Raw genomic sequence first — 21,382 nt, 5'->3', positions numbered from 1 at the left:
CGTGAGACCTGAGGTCCCTCGAAGATCCTCAACTCTTCAGAGGGGTGGTCAAAAGACGCTCAACCCCTCAAGGGCGGCGGACGGAGCGGCTTACCTCGATCCACCGGTCCAGCGTCGAGGCGGCGCGGCCGGAGTCGACCGCCTGCACCGCGCGCGCATACCCGTCGATCATCGCCGAGTCCAGATCGTCCCCGGCCCCGTCGGCGGCCACCAGCGCCGCCGCCGCGTTGAGCAGCACCGCGTCACGCACCGGACCCGCCTTCCCCCGCACCAGGTCGTGCACCGCCTGCGCGTTGAAAGCCACGTCCCCGCCACGCAGCGCGTCCGCCCCCGCCCGAGCGATCCCCAGCACAGCCGGGTCGAACACCGTCTGCGTGGCCGTGCCGTCCCGCACCACCCACACCGTGGACGTCGTCGCGATCGTCAGCTCGTCGAGCCCGTCGTCCCCGCGGAACACCAGCGCCGACACCCCACGCTCGGCGAACACCCCGGCCAGCACCGGCAGCATGCGCGCGTCGTAGACACCGATCGCCTGCGCGGCAGGACGGGCCGGGTTGGTCAGCGGCCCGAGGAAGTTGAAGACCGTCGGCACGCCGAGCTCCTTGCGCGGCGGCCCGGCGAAGCGCAGCGCCGGGTGGTAGACCGGCGCGAAGCAGAACGCGATGCCCGCCTCGCGGGCCACGTTGGCGGTCTGCTCGGGCGTCAGGTCGAGCAGGATGCCCAGGTGCTCCAGCACGTCGGCAGCGCCGCAGGCGGAGGAGGCCGCCCGGTTGCCGTGCTTGACGACCCGCTCGCCCGCCGCGGCGGCGACGATGGCGGCCATGGTCGAGACGTTCACCGTGTGGGCGCGGTCGCCGCCGGTGCCGACGATGTCGACGACAGGGCCGTCGACGTGGAGCGGCGTGGCCAGCTCCAGCATCGTCCTGGCCAGGCCGGTGACCTCGGCCACCGTCTCGCCCTTGGCGCGCAGGGCCACCGCGAAGCCCGCGATCTGGGCCGGGGTGGCGGAGCCCGACATGATCTCCCGCATCGCCCACGCCGTCTCGTCGGCGGTCAGATGCTCACCGGACAGCAAGGCGGACAGCAAGGTGGGCCAGGTCGTGCGGGAGTCCATGGGTACCTACTTGGCGTTGAGTCGGGAGGAGGATCGCTTACGCATGAGGTCGGCCACGGCGTCGGCCAGGACCATCGGGTCGAGCGGCTGCGGCACGACGGCGTCGGCGCGCGACCAGTCGGCCAGCCAGCGGTCGTCGCGCCTGGCGATGAGCAGCAGGATCGGCGGGCAGTCGTAGACCTCGTCCTTGGCCTGCTTGCTGACGCCCATGCCGCCGGCCGGCTGGGTCTCGCCGTCCAGGATCGCGACGTCGATGTCGCCTGAGCCGAGCCACTGGTGGACCTTGGGCTCGGTGGCGCACTCCACGATCTCGACGAACGGGACGTCGGCAGCGGGGCGGCGGCCGATGGCCAGCCGTACCTTCTCCCTCGTGGCTGCGTCGTCGCTGTAGACGAGGACCCTCATCGTGTCGTCGGTGGTGGTGCTCACGGTCGCAGCTCGCTATCGCTCGTAGCAGTATGGTCAAGGGGATCGTACCGGTGCGGCACGACGGAAACCCAGGCCGGGTGATTTGTACTAATTATCCCAGGTTAGTGGCGCGTTTATGCCCTCTAACGGGGGGTCGTGCGCCGACCCGACCATGGGAACCGCAATAATGCTGCCCGTGGCGACAGCATCCGCAATAACTTCGACGACGACAGCACATTCGTCGCGCAGACCCAACCTGGTCAGCGTCGGGACGATCGTGTGGCTGTCCTCTGAGCTCATGTTCTTCGCGGCGCTGTTCGCGATGTACTTCACCATCCGGTCGGTGAGTCTCGGCGAGGGCTTCACGTGGGCACCTTCGTACCCGCCTGCGCCCGAGTTGGGTGAGGCTCACCTGAACATCCCGTTCGCGACGGTCAACACGATCATCCTGGTTCTGTCTTCTGTGACGTGCCAGCTGGGCGTGTGGGCCGCGGAGAAGGGCCAGGTCGGCAAGCTCCGCTTCTGGTACTTCGTGAGCTTCCTGATGGGCGCCGTCTTCGTCGCCGGTCAGATCTACGAGTACATGGAGTTGGCAAGCGAGGGCGCCACCCTGTCAGCCAACCCCTTCACCTCGGTGTTCTACCTCACGACGGGCTTCCACGGCCTGCACGTGACCGGTGGCCTGATCGCGTTCCTGTTCATGCTGGGACGCACGTACGCCGCGAAGCGCTTCACGCATGAGCAGGCCACCAGCGCGATCGTCGTGTCCTACTACTGGCACTTCGTCGACGTCGTCTGGATCGGTCTTTTCGCGACCATCTACATCATTCGATAAGGAACGGGATCTCTGTGACTTGGATCACCGCTCGACGGCGGCATCCCCTCGCGAGATATGCCGTGCTCCTTCTCGCGCTGGCGGTCTTCGGCATCGGCTACACCGCCTTCGCGCAGTTCACCAGGCCGGCTGACGCCGCGCTCGCCGCTGGCAAGCTCGACGACGTCGCCGAGGGCAAGAGCCTTTTCCAGGCTCACTGCTCCAGCTGCCACGGCCTGAACGCGGAGGGCACCCAAACAGGCCCCACGCTCGTGGGCGTCGGAGCTGCCGCCGTGGACTTCCAGGTGAGCAGCGGCCGCATGCCGATGGCGCAGCCGGGGCCCCAGGCCCCGCGCAAGCCGACGGCACCGTGGGTCAACGACGAAACCACCCGGCAGCTGGCCGCGTACGTCCAGTCGCTGGGCGGCGGTCCGCAGATCCCGGGGAACGAGCAGGTCGACCCCAAGCTCGGCAACATGGCGAAGGGTGGCGAGCTGTTCCGCGCGAACTGCATCCAGTGCCACAACTTCGTCGGGGCCGGCGGCGCGCTCACGCAGGGCAAGCACGCGCCCGACCTGAACCAGGCCTCCGACAGGCAGATCTACGAGGCGATGATCACCGGCCCGCAGGCCATGCCGGTCTTCAACGACACGACGATCACCCCGGAGGAGAAGCGCGACATGATCGCCTACATCACGGGCGTTCGTGAGCAGAAGGACCCCGGAGGTTTCGGGCTCGGACGTATAGGCCCGGTCACCGAAGGCCTCGTAGTGTGGGTTGTGGGCATCAGCATCATGGCCCTCGCCGCCATCTGGATCACCGCGAAGAAGCGACAGAAGTCATGACTGACAACGAGCACGAGATCGAGCAGCCGGACGAGCGCGTCCCCAAGCGCGTGATCGGCACGCCCGCGCCCGGGGCCGCGGCCCTCGGCACGGCGGAGCCGGATGAGGACGTCGAGGTTCCCGGCGTCACCTACCCGGACGAGGCCAAGGCGCGCAAGGCGGAAAGGATCGTGGCCCTCTGCTTCCTGGCCACGTTCGCCGCGGGCATCGCGTTCATCATCTTCTACGTGCAGCTCCAGGTCGGCTCGCCGGAGAACACGGGGCTGTCCAACCTGGCGCTGGGCGGCACGCTGACCGTGGCGCTGCTGGGCCTCGCGGTCGGCATCGTGGTCTGGGTCCGCCAGATCATGCCGAAGTACAACCTCGTGCAGGAGCGCCACCCGATGGCCTCCGACGAGCCCACCCGCGAGTACGTCGGGGAGACGTTCCTCCAGGGCGCGAAGGAGAGCGGCTTCGTCAAGCGCAAGCTGCTCCGCCGTACGCTCCTGCTGGCCGCCGCGCCGCTGGGCCTGCTTCCTCTGGTCCTGCTGCGCGACCTCGACAACTCCGACATGCCGGGCGCCGACTTCAACAAGGAGCTCCGCCACACGGTGTGGGGCACCAAGAGCAAGGACGGCAAGCCGCTCAAGCTGGTCGTCGAGGGCACGGGCCAGCCGATCCGCGCCGCCGACTTCAACTCGCCCGGCGGCATCCTGTCGGTCGTCCCCGAGGGCTACGAGCACGACCTCAACGCCCTCGCCAAGGCCACGCTCATCCTGATCAAGTTCCGCCCGGAAGAGATCAAGTCGGGCGTCAACCTGAACTGGACGCACGACGGCATCGTGGCCTACTCCAAGATCTGCACGCACGTCGGCTGCCCTGCCGCCCTCTACGAGCAGACCACCCACCACATCCTGTGCCCGTGTCACCAGTCGACGTTCGACGCCGCCGACGGCGCCAAGGTCATCTTCGGCCCGGCCGCCAGGCCGCTGCCGCAGCTGCCGATCGCGGTCGACGAGCAGGGCTTCCTGATCGCCCAGGGTGACTTCGCGGTGCCGCCTGGCCCCAGCTTCTGGGAGCGCGGCGACGCCGAGGCCGAGGCCAGGTCCAAGGGAGGCCACGCGTGAGCGACATGAATGCGGTCCCGAAGGGCATCGCCGGCCCGTCGAGCTTCCTCGACGACCGGCTCGGTGCGGGCAACTTCCTCAAGCGCAACCTGCGCAAGATGTTCCCCGACCACTGGTCGTTCCTGCTGGGCGAGATCGCTCTCTACTCGTTCATCATCATCCTGCTGACCGGTACGTTCCTGACGTTCTGGTACAAGCCGGGCATGGGCCACGTGATGTACGACGGGTCCTACGCCCCGCTCAAGGGCGTCATGATGTCCGAGGCCTACGCATCGTCGCTGGAGCTCAGCTTCGATGTCCGTGGTGGGCTGCTCATGCGGCAGATGCACCACTGGGCGGCCCTGCTGTTCATCGCCGGCATGATGGTCCACGCCCTGCGTGTGTTCTTCACCGGCGCCTACCGCAAGCCGCGCGAGCTCAACTGGCTCATCGGCGTCCTGCTGCTCACCCTGGCCCTGGCCGCGGGTCTGACGGGCTACTCGCTGCCCGACGACCTGCTGTCCGGCGCGGGTCTGCGCATCACCGAGGGCGTGGCGATCTCGCTGCCGCTGGTCGGCACGTACATCACGTTCTTCCTGTTCGGTGGGGAGTATCCGGGCGAGGACGTCATGTCCCGCTTCTACTCGCTGCACATCCTGCTCATCCCGGGCATCATCCTGGCGCTGGTCTCGGCCCACATGGTCCTCATGTGGGTGCAGAAGCACACCCAGATGCCCGGCAAGGGGCGCACGAACAAGAACGTGGTGGGCGCGCCGTTCTACCCGGCTTTCATGGCCAAGGCGGGCGCGTACTTCCTGTTCACCTTCGCGGTGATCGCCGGGCTCGGCACGTTCGCCCAGATCAACCCGATCTGGCTGTTCGGCCCCTACACCCCGGCGGACATCTCGGCGGGTTCGCAGCCCGACTTCTACATGGGCTTCCTCGAAGGCTCGCTGCGGCTCATGCCGTCGTGGGAGATCAACCTCGGCGGCACCAGCCACTGGGGCACGCTCCCGATGTCGGTGATCATCCCGGCGCTGGTGCCGATGGGCATCATCATGACGGGCCTGGCGCTGTATCCGTTCCTGGAACAGTGGATCACCGGTGACCGGCGCGAGCACCACATCGCCGACCGCCCGCGCAACAACCCGCACCGCACCTCGATCGGCATCTCGGCGATCACGTTCTACGGTGTGCTGTGGCTGCTGGGCGCCAACGACGAGCTCGCGTCGTTCTTCCACGTGAGCCTCAACTGGACGACCTACATCGGCCGGGTCATGATCTTCGTGGGTCCTGCGCTGGCCTATATGATCACCTACCGCATGTGCCTGGGGCTGCAGCGTTCCGACGCTTCGGTCATCGGGCACGGGGTGGAGTCCGGTGTCATCAAGCGGCTGCCGCACGGTGAGTTCATCGAGGTCCACACGCCTCCGGCGGACGACATCGAGGCCCACATGCGCGGCAAGGAGCCGGTGCGGCAGGTCGAGGTGGACGAGGACGCGGCGGGGATCCCCCCGAAGGGCATGCGCGGGCCGCTCGGGAAGCTGCGCGGTCGCATGTCGAAGGCGTACGGCGGGGAGAAGATCCCGCTGGACGACGGCGACGGCCACGGTCACGGCCACGCGGAGATCGAGTCGGGCGACGACGACAAGTCGCTGACTCACTAGCTCATCTACGGCAAAGGCCCGGACGGTTTCTCCGTCCGGGCCTTTCCGTCTTTCAAGACCTTTGGGGTACGGCTGTCGCCAGGGGACAGCTACCCGCCGCACGGGGCTGGTGTCCCTCTTTCATGGCACTCCAGGCCCGTCGGCTCACCGCCGTCACATCGCCCGTATGAGCCCCTCCTGTGGCCTCTCAGCCCCTCGTGTCGACGTGGTGCCGCCGTACCCGGGAAGGAGGGCCCACGGGGGAGGGGGAGTGGCATGCGAAGACGCCCCTTCAGGCCCTGGCTTCCAAAGGGGCGGAGAGCGGCGTGTGGTGGGGCTAGTCGGACTCGGTGAGGCCGATGGAGAAGGCGGCGTCGAGGTCGTGCGTGGAATACGTGCGGAACGCGATGTGCGTCTCCGTCTTCAGCACGCCCGCCACCTTGTTGAGCCGCCCAGGGATCACCTCGGCGATCTCCTCGTACGTGGCCACCCGGACCATCGCCAGCAGGTCGTATTCGCCGGTGATCGAGTAGACCTCGCTGACCCCAGCCAGCTCGGCGATCGTCTGGGCGACCTCGGGGATGCGGTCCACCTCGGCGTTGATGTGCACGATGGCCGTGACCACGTGAGACCTCCTCGATGAGTTGCGCTGATCAGCACTCTAGTGCAGCGGCCGCCCCTCCTTTGAGCCGGGACGCCGGTGGTCGAACCCGCGGTAGGCCAGGTCGATGCGGGCCTTGTGGCGGGCGGCGCCGTACACGGGCAGGCTCCACTCGCCGTCAACCTCCACCAGGCGAATCCCAGGGGATTCGAGCCACCGCAGGATGCACTCGGTCTCCTCGGCGTTGGCCGCGGGCGTGGGACCCGGGCCGGGGACGACGGTCTCGGCCGTCGCGACCAGGGCCTCGACGAACGGGGTCGGGTGGGCGCCGCGCGGCATCATCCCGGCCGCGCACAGGCGGCCGTGGCGGATCACGTGGATCTCCCACCCGCCGTCGAACGCCGGGCTGGCCGCCACCATCTGCGGGATGCGCGTCAGGGCCGTCAGGCGCTGCATGCGGGCCGCCGTGCGCACGTAGGAGGCGAGCCGGTCGCGGTCGACGGAGGCCTCCTCGTAGCGCTGCTCGACCGAGAGCCGCTCCATGCGGGCGGAGAGGGCGGTGTAGACGAGCGAGACGTCGCTCTGCATGGCGCGCTTGGCGTTGTCGACGTGCAGCGCGTAGTCGGCCTGCGACTGCCTGCCCTCGCAGGGCGCGCCGCACCTGCCCATCTCGGCCAGCGCGCACGCGGGACGGCTGATCTTGAGTGACAACCGGTCGTTGCACTGGCGCAGCGGCAGCGCCTCGTGCATGGCGATGCGCGCGTCGTCGGCGGCCCTGCTGCTGGAGAACGGGCCCAGGTAGGTGCCGCCGTCGTCGCGGACCTCGCGCACGATCGACAGCCGGGGGAAGACCTCGTCGGTGAGCTTGAGCCAGACGACCTTCTCCGGGTGGCGCGAGCGGCGGTTGTAGCGGGGCTTGGCGCCGCCGATCAGCCGTAACTCCCTGACCTCCGCCTCGAGGTTGGTGGCGCAGACGATGTGGCGCACCCGCTCGGCGATGCCGATCATCTCGCGGATGCGCGGCCTGGTCTCGCTGGCGGTGAAGTAGGAGCGGACCCGGTTGCGCAGGTTGGTGGACTTGCCGATGTAGAGGACCTCGCCGCGCTCGTCCTCGAACAGGTAGACGCCCGGCGCGTGCGGCACGTGCTCGGCGAGGTGGCGCTTGCGCTGCTGCTCCGGGGTGGGGGCGCGGACGAACGACTTGAGCTCTTCGAGCGTGTGCACCTGGAAGGACCCGGCCCGCTCGATGAGGCCGTGCAGCACGTGGACGGTGGCCTGCGCGTCCTGCAGCGCCCGGTGGATGGGCTCGACGCGGCTGCGGAAGAACCTGGCCAGGGTGCCGAGCTTGGCGTTGGGCACCTCGTCGCGGGTCAGCACCCTGCGGGCCAGGTCGACGGTGTCGACGATCGGGTTGAGCGGCGGCGGATAGCCGAGCGCGGCGCAGGCCGCCTTGATGAAGCCCATGTCGAAGCTGGCGTTGTGGGCGACCACGACGGCGCCCCTGATGAACTCGAGGAAGCTCGGCAGCACGGACTCGATGCGCGGCGCCGCCACGACCATGGCGTCGGTGATGCCGGTCAGCACCGAGATGAACGGCGGGATCGGGCTGCCCGGATCGACGAGGGTGGCCAGCTCGCCCAGCGTCTCGCCCGCGCGCACCTTGACGGCGCCGATCTCGGTGATCGCGTGCTCGGCCGCGGAACCCCCGGTCGTCTCGAGGTCGAAGACCACGAAGGTGACCTCGGACAGGGGGGTGCCGAGCTCGTCGAGAGTGCCTTGAACCGCTTCCACGGGCAAGACCATAGAGGGCGGGACCGACAGTCTGGGCTACCCTCCTGCGTATGCCAGGGGGATTACTCGCTGACCGATATACCTTGATCGAGCCGTTGGGCAGCGGCGGGATGGGCCGGGTGTGGCTGGCCAGGGACGAGCTTCTGGGCCGCGAGGTCGCCGTCAAGGAGCTCACCCTTCCGGAGGGGGACCGGGCCGAGGCCGTCACCAGGGCCGTGCGCGAGGCGCAGGCAACCGCGCAGCTCAGGCACACGTCCATCGTGGCGCTGCACGACGTGGTCGTGGCGGACGACCGCCCGTGGCTGGTCATGGAGCTCCTGCGCGGCCGCACGCTGGCCGAGCAGATCACCGCGTACGGACCACTGCCCCCCGGGGAGGTCGCCCGCGTCGGGGCCGACCTGCTGGATGCGCTCACCGTGGCGCACGGGCGCGGCCTGCAGCACCGCGACGTCAAGCCGGGCAACGTCTTCCTCACCGACGGCGGCCGGGTGGTGCTGACCGATTTCGGCATCTCCAGGCAGGAGGGCCAGGAGACGCTCACCCAGGACGGGCTGACGATCGGCTCGCCCGGCTTCATCGCCCCTGAGCGGCTGGACGGCGAGCGGGGCGGCCCGGCGAGCGACCTGTGGTCTCTGGGCGCCACGCTCTACGTCGCGAGCGAGGGCAGGCCGCCCTACGAGGGATCGCCGTCCGACCGCGTCAGGGCCACGCTGACCGGCCAGCCGCCGCCCGCGCGTCCACCGATCGGCCCGCTGCTGGCGGCGATGATGGCGCGCAGACCGGCGGCCAGGCCGCATCCGGACACCGTGCTCCGTACGCTCAGGCAGCTCGCCCGGGGAGACGAGGTCCCGACGCAGCCCGTCAGCCGCCGCAGGAAAGTCGGCGTCACGGTGGGGATCGCGCTGGCGGTGGTGGCGGCGACGACGGCGTTCCTCGTCGTGCGGAAGGAGGCAGCGCCCGCCCCCTTCACGCTGCCCGTCGACGTGTGCTCGCTGCTCGGCACGGCGTTCTTCCAGCTGCAGGAGATCAAGGGCGTCGGGGACGAGGCGGCGTTCCAGTACAACACCGGCAAGTGGCAGGACCAGCCGTACGGCGGCTGCCGAGCGCTGGTCAGGGCGGGAGCCACCACGATCACCGTCGAGGCCGTCGGCTCGACGGTGCCCGCCGGGCCCGAGGCGAAGGTGATGGAGCTGAGGGAGTCGTGCACCGGGGCGCTCAAGGTGGCCAGGGCTATCGCGCAGTCGCTGGCGGCCAATCCGGGCAGCTAGCTGCAAGTGCGGTGCAAGTGCCGTCCTTATGGTGGAAAACGGATCACCCAGCGCAGGGGCATGGGTGATCCGTAGACCTCAGCGCAGGAACGGCTCCAGCAGGCCGGGGACGGCACGGGCCGCCAGGTCGAGCCCCTCGTCGCCGCCCGCGTCGAGCACGTCGTAGTGACCGTCGCCAGCGGCCGTCGTCGCGGACACCGTCAGCAGGCCGAGTCGCCGCTGGAAGAACGACTGGCTGATCGTCCAGCCCACGATGCCCGACCGGTCGAGCGCCACGGTGCCGCGCATGGCCGAGCCCGAGCGGGTGACGAGGTGGCGCTCGCCGAGCGCGTGGCCCAGACCGTGGTAGGTGTCGGCCGCGTACCAGAGGGCGAACGGCAGAGCCGCCAGCGGCAGCGTCCACCACCAGCCAGGGACCACGGCCAGCAGCGCCGCGAGGACGACCATCGTGACCACGGCCCGCCGGAGCCGCTTGTGCAGCGCGGCCCTCGGGTGCTTTCTGAGCTGCTGGAAGGCGCCCGGCGCGATCCGCTCCGCCACGGCGTACGCCTCGGTGCGCGGCATCGGCGGGGTGAGCGCGGCGACGTCCTCGGTCTCGTCGTCCTTCGCCTTGCGCAGCCCCGTCGCGACCGCCTTGACCCGCGCCCCGCCGCCCAGCCGGAGCAGGAGCGACTCGCCCACGTGCACCCCGCGCAGCCGCCGCTCCTCCAGGGTGAGCGAGCGCTTCGTCAGCAGGCCCCTGCGCAGGCGCAGCCGTCCAGGCTCGCGCTCCAGCCGGTAGCCGCCCCACGACTCGGCGTACACCGCCACCGCGCCCACCACCCCCACCAGGACGTTGGCCAGCAGGACCAGGGGGATCGCCAGCCACAGCCGGTCGCTCGCCCACGCCCAGGCCCGCTCGGCCGTATCGGTGGTGAACAGGTTCACGCCGAGCATGTCCAGCAGTTTGGAGATCGCGCCGACCGCCACGGCGCCGCCGACGAACGACCACACGGTCAGCGGGGCGAACCTGATCCACGACCAGTCCAGCGTGGCCAGCGCGCCGTCCTGCCCGGGAACCTCCTGCTGGAGCAGGGTGCGGCGCAACTCTTCCGCATCCGCCCTGGTCAGCGCGTCCAGAGTCAGATCGCCCTCGTGCTCTCCGGTGCCGACCTTCACCACCGCCAGGCCGAAGGCCCGCCGTACCGGGTCGGCCTTGAGGTCGACGCTGCGCACCCGCTCGAGCGGGACAGAGCGGTGCTCGCGTACGGCGATGCCGGAGCGGAGCTCCAGCCGCTCGCCGGTCAGCCGCCAGCTCGTGTTACGCAGCCTGATCAGGTCGTAGACGACCACGCCGCCCACGATGAGCAGCACGGCGCCCACGCCCGCCGCGGCGATCGCCAGAGGCGGCCAGTCGAGGCCGAGCATGATCTTGCCGAGCACGACCAGCGCGGGCACGACCAGCCAGATCGACAACACGGCGGCGGCGCCGAGGCTGCGGCGGCTGAGGGCGTTCCACTCGCTCACGTGGCATCCCCCGGCGTCGCCTGGGTGATCTTGGTGAGCCGTTCCGCGAGGTCGGCGGCCAGCTCGTGGTCCAGCGCCTCGATCTTGATCGCCCCGGCGGAGGACGCCGTGGTCACCGTCACGTCGGCCAGCCCGAACAGTCGCTGCACCGGCCCCCGCGCGGTGTCGACCGTCTGGATGCGCGACATCGGCGCCACCCGCCAGGTGTGGGTCAGCCAGCCCTTGCGGGTGTAGACCGCCTCGTCGGTGACCTCCCAGCGCTGCACCCGGTAATAGGCGCGCGGCGCCACCAGCGCCAGCACCAGGCCCAGCACGGCCACGGCCCCGGCGAGCACCCCCAGCCACAGCGGCCGGTCGGTGAAGAACCAATAGGCGGCCACGACACAGATCGCGACGGGTACGGCCAGCATGAGCGCCTGCGCCGTCCACCACGGGACCGCGCGCGGATCCGCCTGGTTGCGCGGTGGTCGCAGTCTCATGAGTCCCCCTTCTTCAACGAGCCGGCGGCGGCCAGGAGCGCGAAGCCGAGCACGCCCAGGGCGATCGCGGCGAAGATCCGGTAGCCGTCCAGCAGGTTGACGACCAGCAGGCCGTGCGCCCAGCCCCACCAGCCCCACAGATTGTTGATCACTCCGCCGATGCCCTGGAGCAGCAGCAGCCACCCCGACACCTCCACAACCGTCTTCATGCGTCCAGCGTCGTTCACCGCGTCCAGGTCACGACACCGACTTTGGTCGGTGTCGCCGGGCCGTAGGTAGGCCGTAACCTCGGGAAATGTGACGGAGTATCGGTGGTTGCTGCCCTCGGTGCTGCTCGGGGACGGCCAGGAGGGGCGGCCCGTGCGGCGCTCCACCCGCGACTGGTTCGTCGACACGCTGATGTTCGTGCTCGCCTGCACCGCCGCGCTGCTGACCGCGCCCGACCTCGCCGGGCAGCCGGACGCCGTGGTCCTGACCGAGCAGGTCATGGGCGCGCTGTCGTGCGCCGCCATCTGGCTCAGGCGCCGGTGGCCGGTCACGCTCGCCATCGTCACCGCGCTGCTCAGCTCGGTGCTCAGCCTGGTCGGCGGCGCGGCTGGGGTGGCGCTGTTCACCGTGGCCGTGCACCGGCCCTTCAAGATCTCCGGCCCGATCCTGGTGCTGAACCTCCTCACCGTGATGCCGCTGGTCTTCTGGCGTCCCGACCCGGAGCTCGGCGTGGGCGGGACGTTCGTGCTGACGGTGGCGCTCGCCACGCTCGTCTTCGGCTGGGGCGTGCTGATCAGGGCCAGGCGCCAGCTCGTCTGGTCGCTGCGCCTGCGCGCGGACGGCGCGGCCGACGAGGCCAGGCGGCTCGAGCGCGAGCGCATCGCCCGGGAGATGCACGACGTGCTGGCGCATCGCATCTCCATCCTCAGCCTGCACGCGGGGGCGCTGGAGTTCAGACCGGACGCCTCGCCCGAGGAGATCGCCAAGGCGGCCGGGGCCATCAGGGGGAGCGCGCACCAGGCGCTGCAGGACCTGCGTGAGGTGATCGGCGTGTTGCGCGGGCCCGGCGACGACCCCGTTCCCGAGCGGCCGCAGCCCACCCTGGCCGACCTTCCGGTGCTGGCCGAGGAGTCGCGTCAGGCGGGCATGGACGTACGGCTCAGCCTGGCCGTACAGGAGGTGCCCCAGAGTCTGGGGCGCAACGCCTACCGCATCGTGCAGGAGGCGCTGACCAACGCGCGCAAGCACGCGCCGGGCGCGGCGGTGACGGTGAGCGTGACGGGCGCGCCGGGGGACGGGCTGACGATCGAGGTGAGCAACCGGGTCACCGGGCGCGCCCATCCGGGCATTCCCGGCGCGGGCGCCGGGCTCATCGGGCTGACCGAGCGCGCCGAACTGCTCGGCGGGCGGTTGCGACACGGGCGGGAGCAGGACCACTTCGTGCTGGAGGCGTGGCTACCGTGGGCACCATGAGTGAGCAGATCCGCGTCCTGATCGTCGACGACGACGCGCTCGTGCGTGCGGGGCTGTCGATGATCCTGTCCGGCGCGCCCGACCTGGCGATCGTGGGGGAGGCGTCGGACGGCGACCAGGTGCCCGCGATGGTGGCCGAGCACCGGCCGGACGTCGTGCTCATGGACATCCGCATGCCCAACGTCGACGGCCTGACCGCCACGGAGGCGCTGCGCGCGACGGCCAAGCCGCCGGAGGTGGTGGTCCTGACCACCTTCCACGCCGACGCCCAGGTCCTGCGCGCGTTGCGGGCGGGCGCCGCTGGCTTCCTCCTGAAGGACATCCCGCCCGCCGACCTGGTGGCCGCGATCCGCAAGGTGGCGGCGGGCGAGCCCATCCTCAGCCCGGTGGTGACCCGTCAGCTGATCACCCACGTGTCGGACGGCGGCGCCGACACCAGACGCGAGCGGGCACGGCGGCTGCTGGACCGCCTCAGCGAACGCGAACGCGAGGTCGCCGAGGCGGTGGGGAAGGGCCGCTCGAACGCCGAGATCGGGGCTGACCTTTACATGAGCGTGGCGACCGTGAAGGCCCACGTCTCACGCATCCTCACCAAGCTCGACCTCAACAACCGCGTCCAGATCGCCCTCCTCGTCTACGACGCCGCCCCCTAACAGCTGCTCCAGGGCGGCTCTGTGCATGACGAGGTCGTCGGGGTCGTCTGGCATGGGTTGTTCGCCGAAGTGGATGCGGCGGTGCCAGACGCGGGCCATGACGATGCCGTGGCGCAGCGCCGCGTACGTCTCGTAGAAAGGCATGTCCTTCGGGGTGTAGCCGGTCAAGGAGGTGTATCTGGCGCAGACGTCCTCCGTGCGCATGAAGTCCGGCAGGCCGGGGAGTTCGAAGACCTCGGCGATGTCCTGGAAGAAGCGGTGGAGGAAGATCATCCAGCCCAGGTCGAGCTCGCGCGGGCCGATCGCGGCCATCTCCCAGTCGAGCACCGCCACCGGAGTGAAGTCGCGGTACATCACGTTGCCGATCCGCGCGTCGCCCCAGCACAACACGTCAGGACCCGGGTCCTCCGGCCAGTGGGTCTCCAGCCAGTCGAAGGCGCGCTCCAGCAACGGGATGCGCATCGCCCCGTGCGCCCACTCGTAATAGGCGCGCTGCTCGTCCACGTGCCTGCGCAGCCCGCCCTCGCCGAGCACCGCCAGCTCCTCCTTCGCGAACGGCGCGTCGTGGAGCGCCGCCACGATGGCCACCGTGTGGTCCTGCAGCCGGCGGCGATCGGCGGGAGCGGCGTCCAGCAGCCACCCCTCGAAGGTGTAGGGAGCCACGTCGAGCGGGACGTCGCCGTCCTCGCGCTCCATCACGAAGAACGGCGTGCCCAGCGGCCCCGCGTCGGGCTCGAACCACAGGGCGCGCGGCGCGAGCACCCCGGCCCGCTCCCTGGCCAGCCGCATGACCTCGAACTGCGTCCCCAGGTCGTAGGTGGGGAAGACGGGCACGGCCTCGGCGGCCGGCGCCATGCGGGCCACGCACCGCGTCTGCCCTCCCTGCCACGAGGCGGTGAAGAAGAGCGTCTCGCTCGACATCCCGTTGCCCGAGGGGCGCGACAGCTCCGACACCGTCACCGCGCAGCCGAGCCTGCCCTCCAGCCAGGCGTGCACCCGGTCGTGGAGTTCGTCGAGATCGCGGGTCGATGTGCGCATCTGCTCCGACATGGCACAGTCGTATACCTCCAACCAAGCGCTTGTCCATATGCACCCGGACACGCCCATGCCCGCGACAGCCGTACCCTTGTCTGAAAGACAGCACGCGAAGGGTCAGTTGAAAGGCAGTGGGATGAGCTCAGCCGGTGAAGGCCTGTCTCGCCCGCTTCCCGAGCAGGTGCGGATCAACGTGGTCGACCTGGCCGCTCAGGTGCTCGGGTCGATGCCCGCTGCCACGATCCCGCCGCCGCTGCGCGGCATCGCCAAGTTCGATCCGCGAAAACGGGCCAAGCTCGGCAGCGCGCCCATCGCGGCCCAGCTGGAGAACGACAAGGAGTTTCGCGAGGCGGTCGCCGAGTCGGTGGCGGCCGGGTGGCCGGAACTCGTCTCAGCGCTGGCCGAGGGCAACGTGCCGCCGGCCGCCGACCCCGTCCTGGTGGCTGCCGCAGCTTATCTGACCCGCCCGCCCGGATGGGCGGAGATGGTCGAGACGGCCCGCGTGGATCTCGAGCAGACGGCCGCCGCAGCCGAGGGCTCCGCCCAGGAGCAGACCGTCACCCGCCTGCGCGAGCAGCTCGCCGCGCAGAAGACCTCGGCCAAGGAGGAGGTCGAACGGTTGCGCGAGCAGCTCAAGACCGCCCGCTCGGAGAACTCCGACCTGCGGCGCAAGCTCCACGAGGCGCGCGAGCGGATGAAGGCGGCCGACTCCAGGGCGGCCGAGTTCGAGCACGCGGCCCAGCACGCCAAGGAGTCGAAGGCCGCCGCTTCGTCGGCGGGGGAGTCCGAGGTCAGGCGGTTGCGCGAGCGGCTCAGCGACGTGGAGCGCCAGCTTGAGGCGTCGCGCCGGGCCGCGCGCGAGGGCAGGAGCATCGAGGACGCGCGCATCAGGGTGCTGCTCGACGCGCTCCAGGACGCCTCGGCCGGGCTGCGCAGGGAGCTCGCCCTGCCCACGACGATCAGCCGTCCGGCGGACTCGGTGGCCGCGGTCGCGCCGGGGCAGCCGGGCGTCGCCGCCCGCGCACTGGCCGACGACGACCCGCAGCTGCTCGACCAGCTGCTGGCGCTGCCGCAGGTGCACCTGATCATCGACGGCTACAACGTCACCAAGACCGGCTACGGCACGCTCACCCTCGCCGACCAGCGGGCCAGGCTGATGACCGGGCTCGGCGGCCTGGTCGCGCAGACCCGCGTCGAGGTGACCGTGGTCTTCGACGGCGCGGAGCTCAACGCGCCCGTCCAGGTGGTGGCGCCGCGCGGGGTGCGGGTGATGTTCAGCGCCCCGGGCGAGATCGCCGACGACCTCATCAGGCAGCTCGTGCGGGCGGAACCGCAGGGCAGGGCCATCGCGGTGGTGTCGTCCGACCGCGAGGTCGCCGAGTCGGTGCGCAGGATGGGCGCGCGCGCCGTACCCTCGTCGATGTTGCTCAGGCGGCTCGGCCGGGCTTAGGTCACAAATCAGACTTTCTGGTTAGCTGGCCCTTCCCTTTTCTGTACTATTTCCCCCCAGGTGTGATCACTGGGAGGGCGTGCGCTGTGAGGTTTGGCCGGGTACCGCTGGCCGCGGGCATGGCGGTGGTGGCTCTTCTGCTGCCCCTTGACGGGGCGATGGCCGATCCCAAGCCGACCATCAAGCAGGCCAAGGCCAAGCTCGAGAAGCTCAACGACAAGGCCGACAAGGTCGTCGAGAGCTACAACCAGGCCACCGAGCGGTACAAGAAGGCGAAGAAGGCCTACGGCACGCTCAACGACACCTACAAGCGCAGGCTGGCCACCGTCGCCGGGTTACGCACCCAGATCGTCACCATGGCCGTCAACGAGTACCAGACCGGCGTCATGGGCCACCTGCCCGCGCTCATGGGCGGGGGCGACCCGACGGGCAAGCTCAACGTCATGGCCCTGGTCGACCAGCTCGCCGACGAGCGGTCCGAGCAGCTCACCGCGTTCGACAACCAGAACCGCGAGCTCGTGGCCGACCGCGACAAGGCCAAGACGGCGCTGGCGTCGGCCGACAAGGAGCGCGACGCGGTCGCCAAGGACCGGGCCGACGTGCTCAAGCTGGTCGCCCAGCAGAAGAAGCTGCTGGTGAAGCTCGGCGCCTACCGGGCGGGCGACCCCAACAGCACGGGCGTGGAGTACACGGGCTCGGCGTCGGGCAACGCGGCGGCCGTCCTGGAGTTCGCCTTCGCGCAGGTGGGCAAGCCGTACCAGTTCGGCGGTACGGGGCCGGGCAGCTGGGACTGCTCGGGGCTGACGCAGGCGTCGTGGCGGGCCGGTGGCGTGTCGCTGCCGCGCACGACGTGGGAGCAGTGGTCGTGGGGGGCGAACCGCAAGGTGCCGCTCGACTCGCTGCAGCCGGGGGACCTGATCTTCAGCGAGGGTCTGGGGCACGTCAGCATCTACGCGGGGGACGGCAAGATCGTCCACGCGCCGCAGACGGGTGACGTGGTCAAGATCGTCGCCCTTTCCGACTACGGCAGGCCGCTCGTCGGCGCTATCCGCCCGTAGTCCCTTTTCACCATCTTTCCGGTACGGCGCGCCGTACCGGAACTCAGCCATGCCCTGAAACGGATGTGACTGGAGTGACGGATGGGGTTTGACAGACCCTGTGAGGGGCGCGATGTGAGCAGGGTCACATATCGATAACAGAGCCCCATGTCCAGCAGGGGTATCTCGTCTTACTGACGGAAAGATGGATCTTTACTCTTTGCTTACGCTTTGCCGAGCCGTGGCGAGACGAGTACCTTCTGGCTCCGCGGCGGCAAGCCATGACGCCCGCGAAGTGAATCCGTTGGCCGCCGCCCACCAGAACGACCCCCGGCGGCCTGCCGAATTCGTGCAGCCAGGAGGCACGGAGCCGGGGAACCATCGATCCCATTCCCCCGGGATCAGGGGTGAATCGGCGCATCACGCGCCGTAGGGCGACTTCCACGCCCGAATCCGTCAGCTAACCCGGTAGGCATTCGTGGAAGTCCCAAGGAGACAATCCTGTCTACCTCCCTGCAATTCCCCCGTTTGTCGCGCCTAGCCCGCATCTCTCTGAGCGGGATCGCCATGACGATGACCGTGACAGCCGGGGGCGTCGCCCTCCAGGCTGCCTCGGCCCAGGCGGCGACGGCGAGCACCACCACCACGACCGCGAAGCCCGCCAAGGTGACGCGGTCGGCGAAGGCGGCGAAGGCCGCCCGGCAGAAGGCGAGGGCCGGCAAGGCCGTCGCCGTGGCCAAGAAGCAGCTCGGTGACCCCTACCGCTACGGCGCGACGGGCCCAGGCTCCTTCGACTGCTCCGGACTCGTCCAGTACGCCTGGAGGAAGGCCGGAGTGAAGATCCCGCGCGTGACGAACAGCCAGTACGCACGCATCAGGACCAAGGTCTCCTGGGGCAACCTCCGCCCGGGCGACCTGATGTTCTTCCACGGGAAGGGCCACGTGGGCATGTATGTCGGCAACGGCAAGATGATCCACTCGCCGAGCTCGGGTAAGACGGTCCGCATCGAGAAGCTCAGCGGATGGCGGAAGTCGTCGTTCGCGGGAGCGGTGCGTCCCGGCGCGTGACCCCTTCGTGCAGGCCCCGTCCCGACGTGGGACGGGGCTTTCACGCGTACGGCCCGGCTACGCTCTTTGAGCGTGTCCCTCCTCCTCAGAGCATCGCTGGCGGCCCTCGCCGTCCTGGCGGTCTGCGTGGGGAGCGCACCACCGCCGACCAGTGACCTGACCCGGCGCGCCGAGCTCGCGGCCGAGCGGGTGTCGGCCATCCTGGGGGTCCCCGTACATCCCGTCGTGGTGGTCCCGTCCTCCGACGGCGAAGCGGCGAGGCTCGCAGGGGTCGGGTCCGTCGACGGGCTCGCCGCGCTGGCCGACCGCGGCCGCGTCATCGTCGTGCCGGGCAACTTCGCCAAGCTCACCCCCACCGGCCGCGACGTCGTCCTCACCCACGAGCTCACCCACGTCGCGGCGGGCACCGGCGGCGTCCCCGCCTGGCTGCGCGAGGGTTTCGCCGACTACGTCGCCTACCGCGACGCCGGGCTGCCGGTGAAGGTCGCGGCGGCGGAACTGGCCGGAGACGTGCGCGCCGGTCGCCTGCCGTACGAGCTCCCAGGACCTCAGGACTTCGCCCCGGGCGCCGTGCGGCTGGCCCAGGCGTACCAGGAGGCGTGGCTGGCGTGTCGCTTCGTCGCCGAGCGCTTCGGTGAGGACAGGCTGGTGAGGCTCTATCGTGATCCGACGTCGCTCGGCATCACCCGAGGATGGCGTGAGTACGTGCTCGAACAACTGGGGTGACTATGGGCGAAGTGAGAGAACGGCGGCAGCTCGGGGTCGCGCTCGCGGGGCTCGGCGCGGTGATCCTCGTCGTGGTGTGGCTCACCACGCCCTGGCGGGTCCTGCCGCCCGGCGCCCCCTACGTCGCGCCGGACCCGGCGCGTGACTTCACCCCGGCCGAGATCGCCAGGTCCGTGGCGTTCGACGCGGCGACCGGCACGCCCGCCTACCTGTCGCTGGGGCTGACGATCCTGTTCGCCGGGATCCTGGTCGCCACCCCCTTCGGCGCGCGCCTCCTGGGCAGGCTCAGGGGCCCCTGGTGGGTGCGGGCGATCCTGGGCGTCCTCGTGCTCACCGTGCTCGTGGAGGCGGTCAGGTGGCCGCTGGGGATCTGGTTCGAGGTGCAGCTGCGCGCGTTCGGCCTGTCCACGCAGAACTGGGCGAGCTGGAGCCTCGACCGCGTCAAGAGCATCGGCGTGCGGGTCGTGCTGCTGTCGATCATGGTCGTCGCGGTGATCGCGCTGGCCAGGCGGTTCAGGCGCTGGTGGATCCCGGCGGCCGTCGGCGCCTTCGCGCTCACCCTGGCCGCGTCGTTCGTCTATCCGGTGGTGTTCGAGCCGCTCTTCAACGACTTCCGCCCGATGCCCGCCGGTCAGTTGCGCACCGACCTGCTCGCGATGGCGCAGCGCGACGGCGTCCCGGTCGAGGACGTGCTCATCGCCGACGCCTCGCGCAGGACCAACGCGCTCAACGCCTACGTCTCCGGCTTCGGCGCCACCCGGCGCATCGTCGTCTACGACACGCTGCTGAAGGCTCCGGAGGACGAGATCGAGCTGGTCGTCGCGCACGAGCTGGGCCACGCCAAGTACGGCGACGTCCTCAACGGCACGCTGATCGGCGGGCTGGGGGCCGCGTTCGGCGCGGGCCTGCTCTTCCTGGCCTTCTGGCTGGTACGGCGGCGCGCGGGCGTGGAGGCGATCTCCGATCCACGGGCGGTGGGAGTCGTGATGGGGCTGATGAGCATCGCCACCGTGCTCTCTGGACCTGCCCAGAACGTCGTGAGCCGCCACGTCGAGGCCAGGGCCGACGTCCATGCCCTGGACCTCACCCGTGACCCGAAAACGTTCATCGCGATGCAGAAACGACTCGCGACGACCAACATTTCCGATTTGGCACCGGATGTCATGGAGTATGTCCTCTATGCATCCCATCCCACGGCTCCCGAGCGCATCGCCATGGCGCGCTCGTGGGCTCGCTTGAACCGCCTTCCAGAGCCGTGACCAGAGTCGTCATCGTCACGAACGACTTCCCGCCGAGGCCGGGCGGCATCCAGTCGTTCGTGCACGGCCTCGCGCTGCGCACCCCGGGCGTGGCCGTCTACGCGCCGGCCTGGCGCGGCAGCGAGGCCTTCGACCGCGGCCAGCCGTACCGGATCGTCAGGCACCCGACCTCGCTCATGCTGCCGTCGCCCGCCGTCGCCCGCCGGGCCGCCGCGCTCGTCGCCGAGCACCGCGCCGACACGGTCGTCTTCGGCGCCGCCGCGCCGCTCGGGCTGCTGGCCCCGCGGCTGCGCGCGGCCGGCGCGCGGCGGGTGGTGATGCTCACGCACGGCCACGAGGCCTCATGGGCGAGCGCGCCGGTGTTCCGCGGGGTCCTGCGCAGGATCGGCGCGCACGCGGACGTGGTCACCTACCTGGGGGCCTACACGCACGCGCGGCTGCTGTCGGCGATCCCGCGCCACCGGCTCGAACGGCTGGCGCCCGGCGTCGACACCACCGTCTTCCACCCGGGCGTGGACGGGTCGTCCGTACGGCTGGCGCACGGGCTCGGCGACGCGCCGGTGGCCGCGTGCGTGTCGCGGCTGGTGCCGCGCAAGGGACAGGACCAGCTCATCAGGGCCTGGCCGCTGGTACGGCGGGCCGTGCCCGGCGCGCTGCTGCTCGTCGTGGGGGACGGGCCTGACCGGCGCAGGCTGGAACGGCTGGCCGCCTCTGCCGGGGTGCTCGGGTCGGTGCGGTTCGCGGGCGGGGTGCCGTCCGAGCGGCTGCCGCAGTATTACGCCGCCGCCGACGTCTTCGCGATGCCCTGCCGTACCCGGTGGAAGGGGGTCGACGTCGAGGGGCTCGGCATCGTCTTCCTGGAGGCGGCGGCCACCGGGCTGCCCATCGTGGCGGGCGCGTCGGGAGGGTCGCCGGACGCCGTCAGGCACCGCGAGACCGGCCTGCTCGTCGACGGGACGTCGGTGGAGGAGGTGGCGTCGGCGCTGGTGGAACTGCTGTCCGACCCCTCGCTCGCGGCCAAGATGGGCAGCAGGGGGCGCGAGTGGATCGTCAGGGAATGGGACTGGGAGCGGGTGGCCGCGCGGTTCATGACGCTGCTCGACGGCAATCTGATGTCGGACCCCCCCTTGCGGTGA

At 70.3% G+C, this 21,382-nt stretch carries 21 protein-coding genes and 1 riboswitch; of the genes, 13 read left to right on the top strand and 8 right to left on the bottom strand.

Translation table 11 applies throughout. The features are described 5' to 3' along the window. Positions 1-67 precede the first annotated feature (67 nt). Together trpD and ACIBG8_RS17885 are read right to left on the bottom strand one after the other, a co-directional pair. Positions 68-1,114, bottom strand: coding sequence for an anthranilate phosphoribosyltransferase (gene trpD, locus ACIBG8_RS17890; RefSeq protein ID WP_397343832.1), 1,047 nt, complete (start codon positions 1,112-1,114; stop codon positions 68-70). Between the two features lie 6 nt (positions 1,115-1,120). Next, positions 1,121-1,519, bottom strand: a complete 399-nt coding sequence (locus tag ACIBG8_RS17885; protein WP_397343955.1) for a hypothetical protein — start codon at positions 1,517-1,519, stop codon at positions 1,121-1,123. A gap of 190 nt (positions 1,520-1,709) precedes the next feature. Here ACIBG8_RS17885 and ACIBG8_RS17880 point away from each other — a divergent pair, with 190 nt between their 5' ends. The 4 genes from ACIBG8_RS17880 to ACIBG8_RS17865 are packed head-to-tail and all read left to right on the top strand — an operon-like array spanning position 1,710 to position 5,933. Beyond that, positions 1,710-2,357: a heme-copper oxidase subunit III gene (locus ACIBG8_RS17880; RefSeq protein WP_397343954.1), complete on the top strand. Its 648-nt coding sequence runs from the start codon at positions 1,710-1,712 to the stop codon at positions 2,355-2,357. A gap of 14 nt (positions 2,358-2,371) precedes the next feature. Continuing rightward, positions 2,372-3,181, top strand: coding sequence for a c-type cytochrome (locus ACIBG8_RS17875; protein ID WP_397343831.1), 810 nt, complete (start codon positions 2,372-2,374; stop codon positions 3,179-3,181). Beyond that, positions 3,178-4,287: a Rieske 2Fe-2S domain-containing protein gene (locus tag ACIBG8_RS17870; RefSeq protein WP_397343830.1), complete on the top strand. Its 1,110-nt coding sequence runs from the start codon at positions 3,178-3,180 to the stop codon at positions 4,285-4,287. Before ACIBG8_RS17875 ends, ACIBG8_RS17870 begins: the two co-directional genes overlap by 4 nt. A gap of 5 nt (positions 4,288-4,292) precedes the next feature. Continuing rightward, entirely contained in the window at positions 4,293-5,933 is a 1,641-nt protein-coding gene (locus ACIBG8_RS17865; RefSeq protein WP_397343953.1) for a cytochrome bc complex cytochrome b subunit, read from the top strand. 316 nt (positions 5,934-6,249) lie between these two features. On the opposite strand, the gene ACIBG8_RS17860 is transcribed toward ACIBG8_RS17865, so the two are convergent. Together ACIBG8_RS17860 and ACIBG8_RS17855 are read right to left on the bottom strand one after the other, a co-directional pair. After that, positions 6,250-6,537, bottom strand: coding sequence for an Lrp/AsnC family transcriptional regulator (locus ACIBG8_RS17860; protein WP_397343829.1), 288 nt, complete (start codon positions 6,535-6,537; stop codon positions 6,250-6,252). 36 nt (positions 6,538-6,573) lie between these two features. Beyond that, positions 6,574-8,304, bottom strand: coding sequence for a DEDD exonuclease domain-containing protein (locus tag ACIBG8_RS17855; protein WP_397343828.1), 1,731 nt, complete (start codon positions 8,302-8,304; stop codon positions 6,574-6,576). Positions 8,305-8,387: 83 nt separating this feature from the next. On the opposite strand from ACIBG8_RS17855, the gene ACIBG8_RS17850 reads away from it, so the two are divergent. After that, positions 8,388-9,572: a serine/threonine-protein kinase gene (locus ACIBG8_RS17850; RefSeq protein WP_397343827.1), complete on the top strand. Its 1,185-nt coding sequence runs from the start codon at positions 8,388-8,390 to the stop codon at positions 9,570-9,572. A 78-nt stretch (positions 9,573-9,650) separates the two neighbouring features. Here the strand turns inward: ACIBG8_RS17850 and ACIBG8_RS17845 are convergent, their stop codons facing one another. Genes ACIBG8_RS17845 through ACIBG8_RS17835 form a run of 3 tightly spaced genes read right to left on the bottom strand, consistent with a single transcriptional unit; the run spans position 9,651 to position 11,766 of the window. Then, positions 9,651-11,078 (bottom strand): PH domain-containing protein, encoded by a 1,428-nt coding sequence (locus ACIBG8_RS17845; RefSeq protein WP_397343826.1) that lies wholly within the window; start codon positions 11,076-11,078, stop codon positions 9,651-9,653. Further along, positions 11,075-11,557 (bottom strand): PH domain-containing protein, encoded by a 483-nt coding sequence (locus tag ACIBG8_RS17840; RefSeq protein ID WP_397343825.1) that lies wholly within the window; start codon positions 11,555-11,557, stop codon positions 11,075-11,077. Before ACIBG8_RS17840 ends, ACIBG8_RS17845 begins: the two co-directional genes overlap by 4 nt. Continuing rightward, complete coding sequence (locus ACIBG8_RS17835) at positions 11,554-11,766, bottom strand: hypothetical protein (protein WP_397343824.1); 213 nt, start codon at positions 11,764-11,766, stop codon at positions 11,554-11,556. Before ACIBG8_RS17835 ends, ACIBG8_RS17840 begins: the two co-directional genes overlap by 4 nt. An 88-nt stretch (positions 11,767-11,854) precedes the next feature. On the opposite strand from ACIBG8_RS17835, the gene ACIBG8_RS17830 reads away from it, so the two are divergent. Together ACIBG8_RS17830 and ACIBG8_RS17825 are read left to right on the top strand one after the other, a co-directional pair. Further along, on the top strand, positions 11,855-13,018 hold the full coding sequence (locus ACIBG8_RS17830) for a sensor histidine kinase (protein ID WP_397343823.1): 1,164 nt from the start codon (positions 11,855-11,857) through the stop codon (positions 13,016-13,018). Continuing rightward, on the top strand, positions 13,015-13,671 hold the full coding sequence (locus ACIBG8_RS17825; protein WP_397343822.1) for a response regulator: 657 nt from the start codon (positions 13,015-13,017) through the stop codon (positions 13,669-13,671). The genes ACIBG8_RS17830 and ACIBG8_RS17825 overlap by 4 nt, the downstream gene beginning before the upstream one ends. On the opposite strand, the gene ACIBG8_RS17820 is transcribed toward ACIBG8_RS17825, so the two are convergent. Further along, the gene (locus tag ACIBG8_RS17820; RefSeq protein ID WP_397343821.1) at positions 13,597-14,721 is read right to left on the bottom strand and encodes a phosphotransferase family protein; all 1,125 of its coding nucleotides are present in this window, start codon (positions 14,719-14,721) and stop codon (positions 13,597-13,599) included. The genes ACIBG8_RS17825 and ACIBG8_RS17820 overlap by 75 nt on opposite strands. A 121-nt stretch (positions 14,722-14,842) precedes the next feature. Between ACIBG8_RS17820 and ACIBG8_RS17815 the strand changes: the two genes are divergently transcribed. From ACIBG8_RS17815 to ACIBG8_RS17790, 6 genes are all read left to right on the top strand, one after another. After that, positions 14,843-16,156, top strand: a complete 1,314-nt coding sequence (locus tag ACIBG8_RS17815; RefSeq protein WP_397343820.1) for an NYN domain-containing protein — start codon at positions 14,843-14,845, stop codon at positions 16,154-16,156. A gap of 86 nt (positions 16,157-16,242) precedes the next feature. Beyond that, positions 16,243-17,214, top strand: coding sequence for an NlpC/P60 family protein (locus ACIBG8_RS17810; protein WP_397343818.1), 972 nt, complete (start codon positions 16,243-16,245; stop codon positions 17,212-17,214). A 308-nt stretch (positions 17,215-17,522) separates the two neighbouring features. Further along, a riboswitch (cyclic di-AMP (ydaO/yuaA leader) is annotated at positions 17,523-17,683 on the top strand. 77 nt (positions 17,684-17,760) lie between these two features. After that, positions 17,761-18,261: a C40 family peptidase gene (locus ACIBG8_RS17805; protein ID WP_397343817.1), complete on the top strand. Its 501-nt coding sequence runs from the start codon at positions 17,761-17,763 to the stop codon at positions 18,259-18,261. Between the two features lie 72 nt (positions 18,262-18,333). Next, positions 18,334-18,987, top strand: coding sequence for a hypothetical protein (locus ACIBG8_RS17800; RefSeq protein ID WP_397343816.1), 654 nt, complete (start codon positions 18,334-18,336; stop codon positions 18,985-18,987). Between the two features lie 2 nt (positions 18,988-18,989). Then, a complete protein-coding gene (locus ACIBG8_RS17795; RefSeq protein ID WP_397343815.1) occupies positions 18,990-20,246 on the top strand; it encodes a M48 family metallopeptidase in 1,257 nt (418 codons plus the stop codon). After that, positions 20,243-21,382, top strand: coding sequence for a glycosyltransferase family 4 protein (locus ACIBG8_RS17790; RefSeq protein ID WP_397343814.1), 1,140 nt, complete (start codon positions 20,243-20,245; stop codon positions 21,380-21,382). Before ACIBG8_RS17795 ends, ACIBG8_RS17790 begins: the two co-directional genes overlap by 4 nt.

Source organism: Nonomuraea sp. NPDC050556 (assembly GCF_044457355.1).
In the GTDB taxonomy this organism is placed as follows: Bacteria; Actinomycetota; Actinomycetes; order Streptosporangiales; family Streptosporangiaceae; genus Nonomuraea.
Note: the sequence above shows the minus strand (reverse complement) of the source record. Positions and strands in the feature narration are given on the sequence as shown.

Excerpts from the sequence above, each read along its gene's own strand:
- trpD (WP_397343832.1), bottom strand. The coding sequence starts at position 1,114 with ATGGACTCCCGCACGACCTGGCCCACCTTGCTGTCCGCCTTGCTGTCC.
- ACIBG8_RS17885 (WP_397343955.1), bottom strand. The coding sequence starts at position 1,519 with ATGAGGGTCCTCGTCTACAGCGACGACGCAGCCACGAGGGAGAAGGTA.
- ACIBG8_RS17880 (WP_397343954.1), top strand. The coding sequence starts at position 1,710 with ATGCTGCCCGTGGCGACAGCATCCGCAATAACTTCGACGACGACAGCA.
- ACIBG8_RS17870 (WP_397343830.1), top strand. The coding sequence starts at position 3,178 with ATGACTGACAACGAGCACGAGATCGAGCAGCCGGACGAGCGCGTCCCC.
- ACIBG8_RS17865 (WP_397343953.1), top strand. The coding sequence starts at position 4,293 with ATGAATGCGGTCCCGAAGGGCATCGCCGGCCCGTCGAGCTTCCTCGAC.
- ACIBG8_RS17840 (WP_397343825.1), bottom strand. The coding sequence starts at position 11,557 with ATGAGACTGCGACCACCGCGCAACCAGGCGGATCCGCGCGCGGTCCCG.
- ACIBG8_RS17835 (WP_397343824.1), bottom strand. The coding sequence starts at position 11,766 with ATGAAGACGGTTGTGGAGGTGTCGGGGTGGCTGCTGCTGCTCCAGGGC.
- ACIBG8_RS17825 (WP_397343822.1), top strand. The coding sequence starts at position 13,015 with ATGAGTGAGCAGATCCGCGTCCTGATCGTCGACGACGACGCGCTCGTG.
- ACIBG8_RS17820 (WP_397343821.1), bottom strand. The coding sequence starts at position 14,721 with ATGTCGGAGCAGATGCGCACATCGACCCGCGATCTCGACGAACTCCAC.
- ACIBG8_RS17815 (WP_397343820.1), top strand. The coding sequence starts at position 14,843 with ATGAGCTCAGCCGGTGAAGGCCTGTCTCGCCCGCTTCCCGAGCAGGTG.
- ACIBG8_RS17805 (WP_397343817.1), top strand. The coding sequence starts at position 17,761 with ATGACGATGACCGTGACAGCCGGGGGCGTCGCCCTCCAGGCTGCCTCG.
- ACIBG8_RS17795 (WP_397343815.1), top strand. The coding sequence starts at position 18,990 with ATGGGCGAAGTGAGAGAACGGCGGCAGCTCGGGGTCGCGCTCGCGGGG.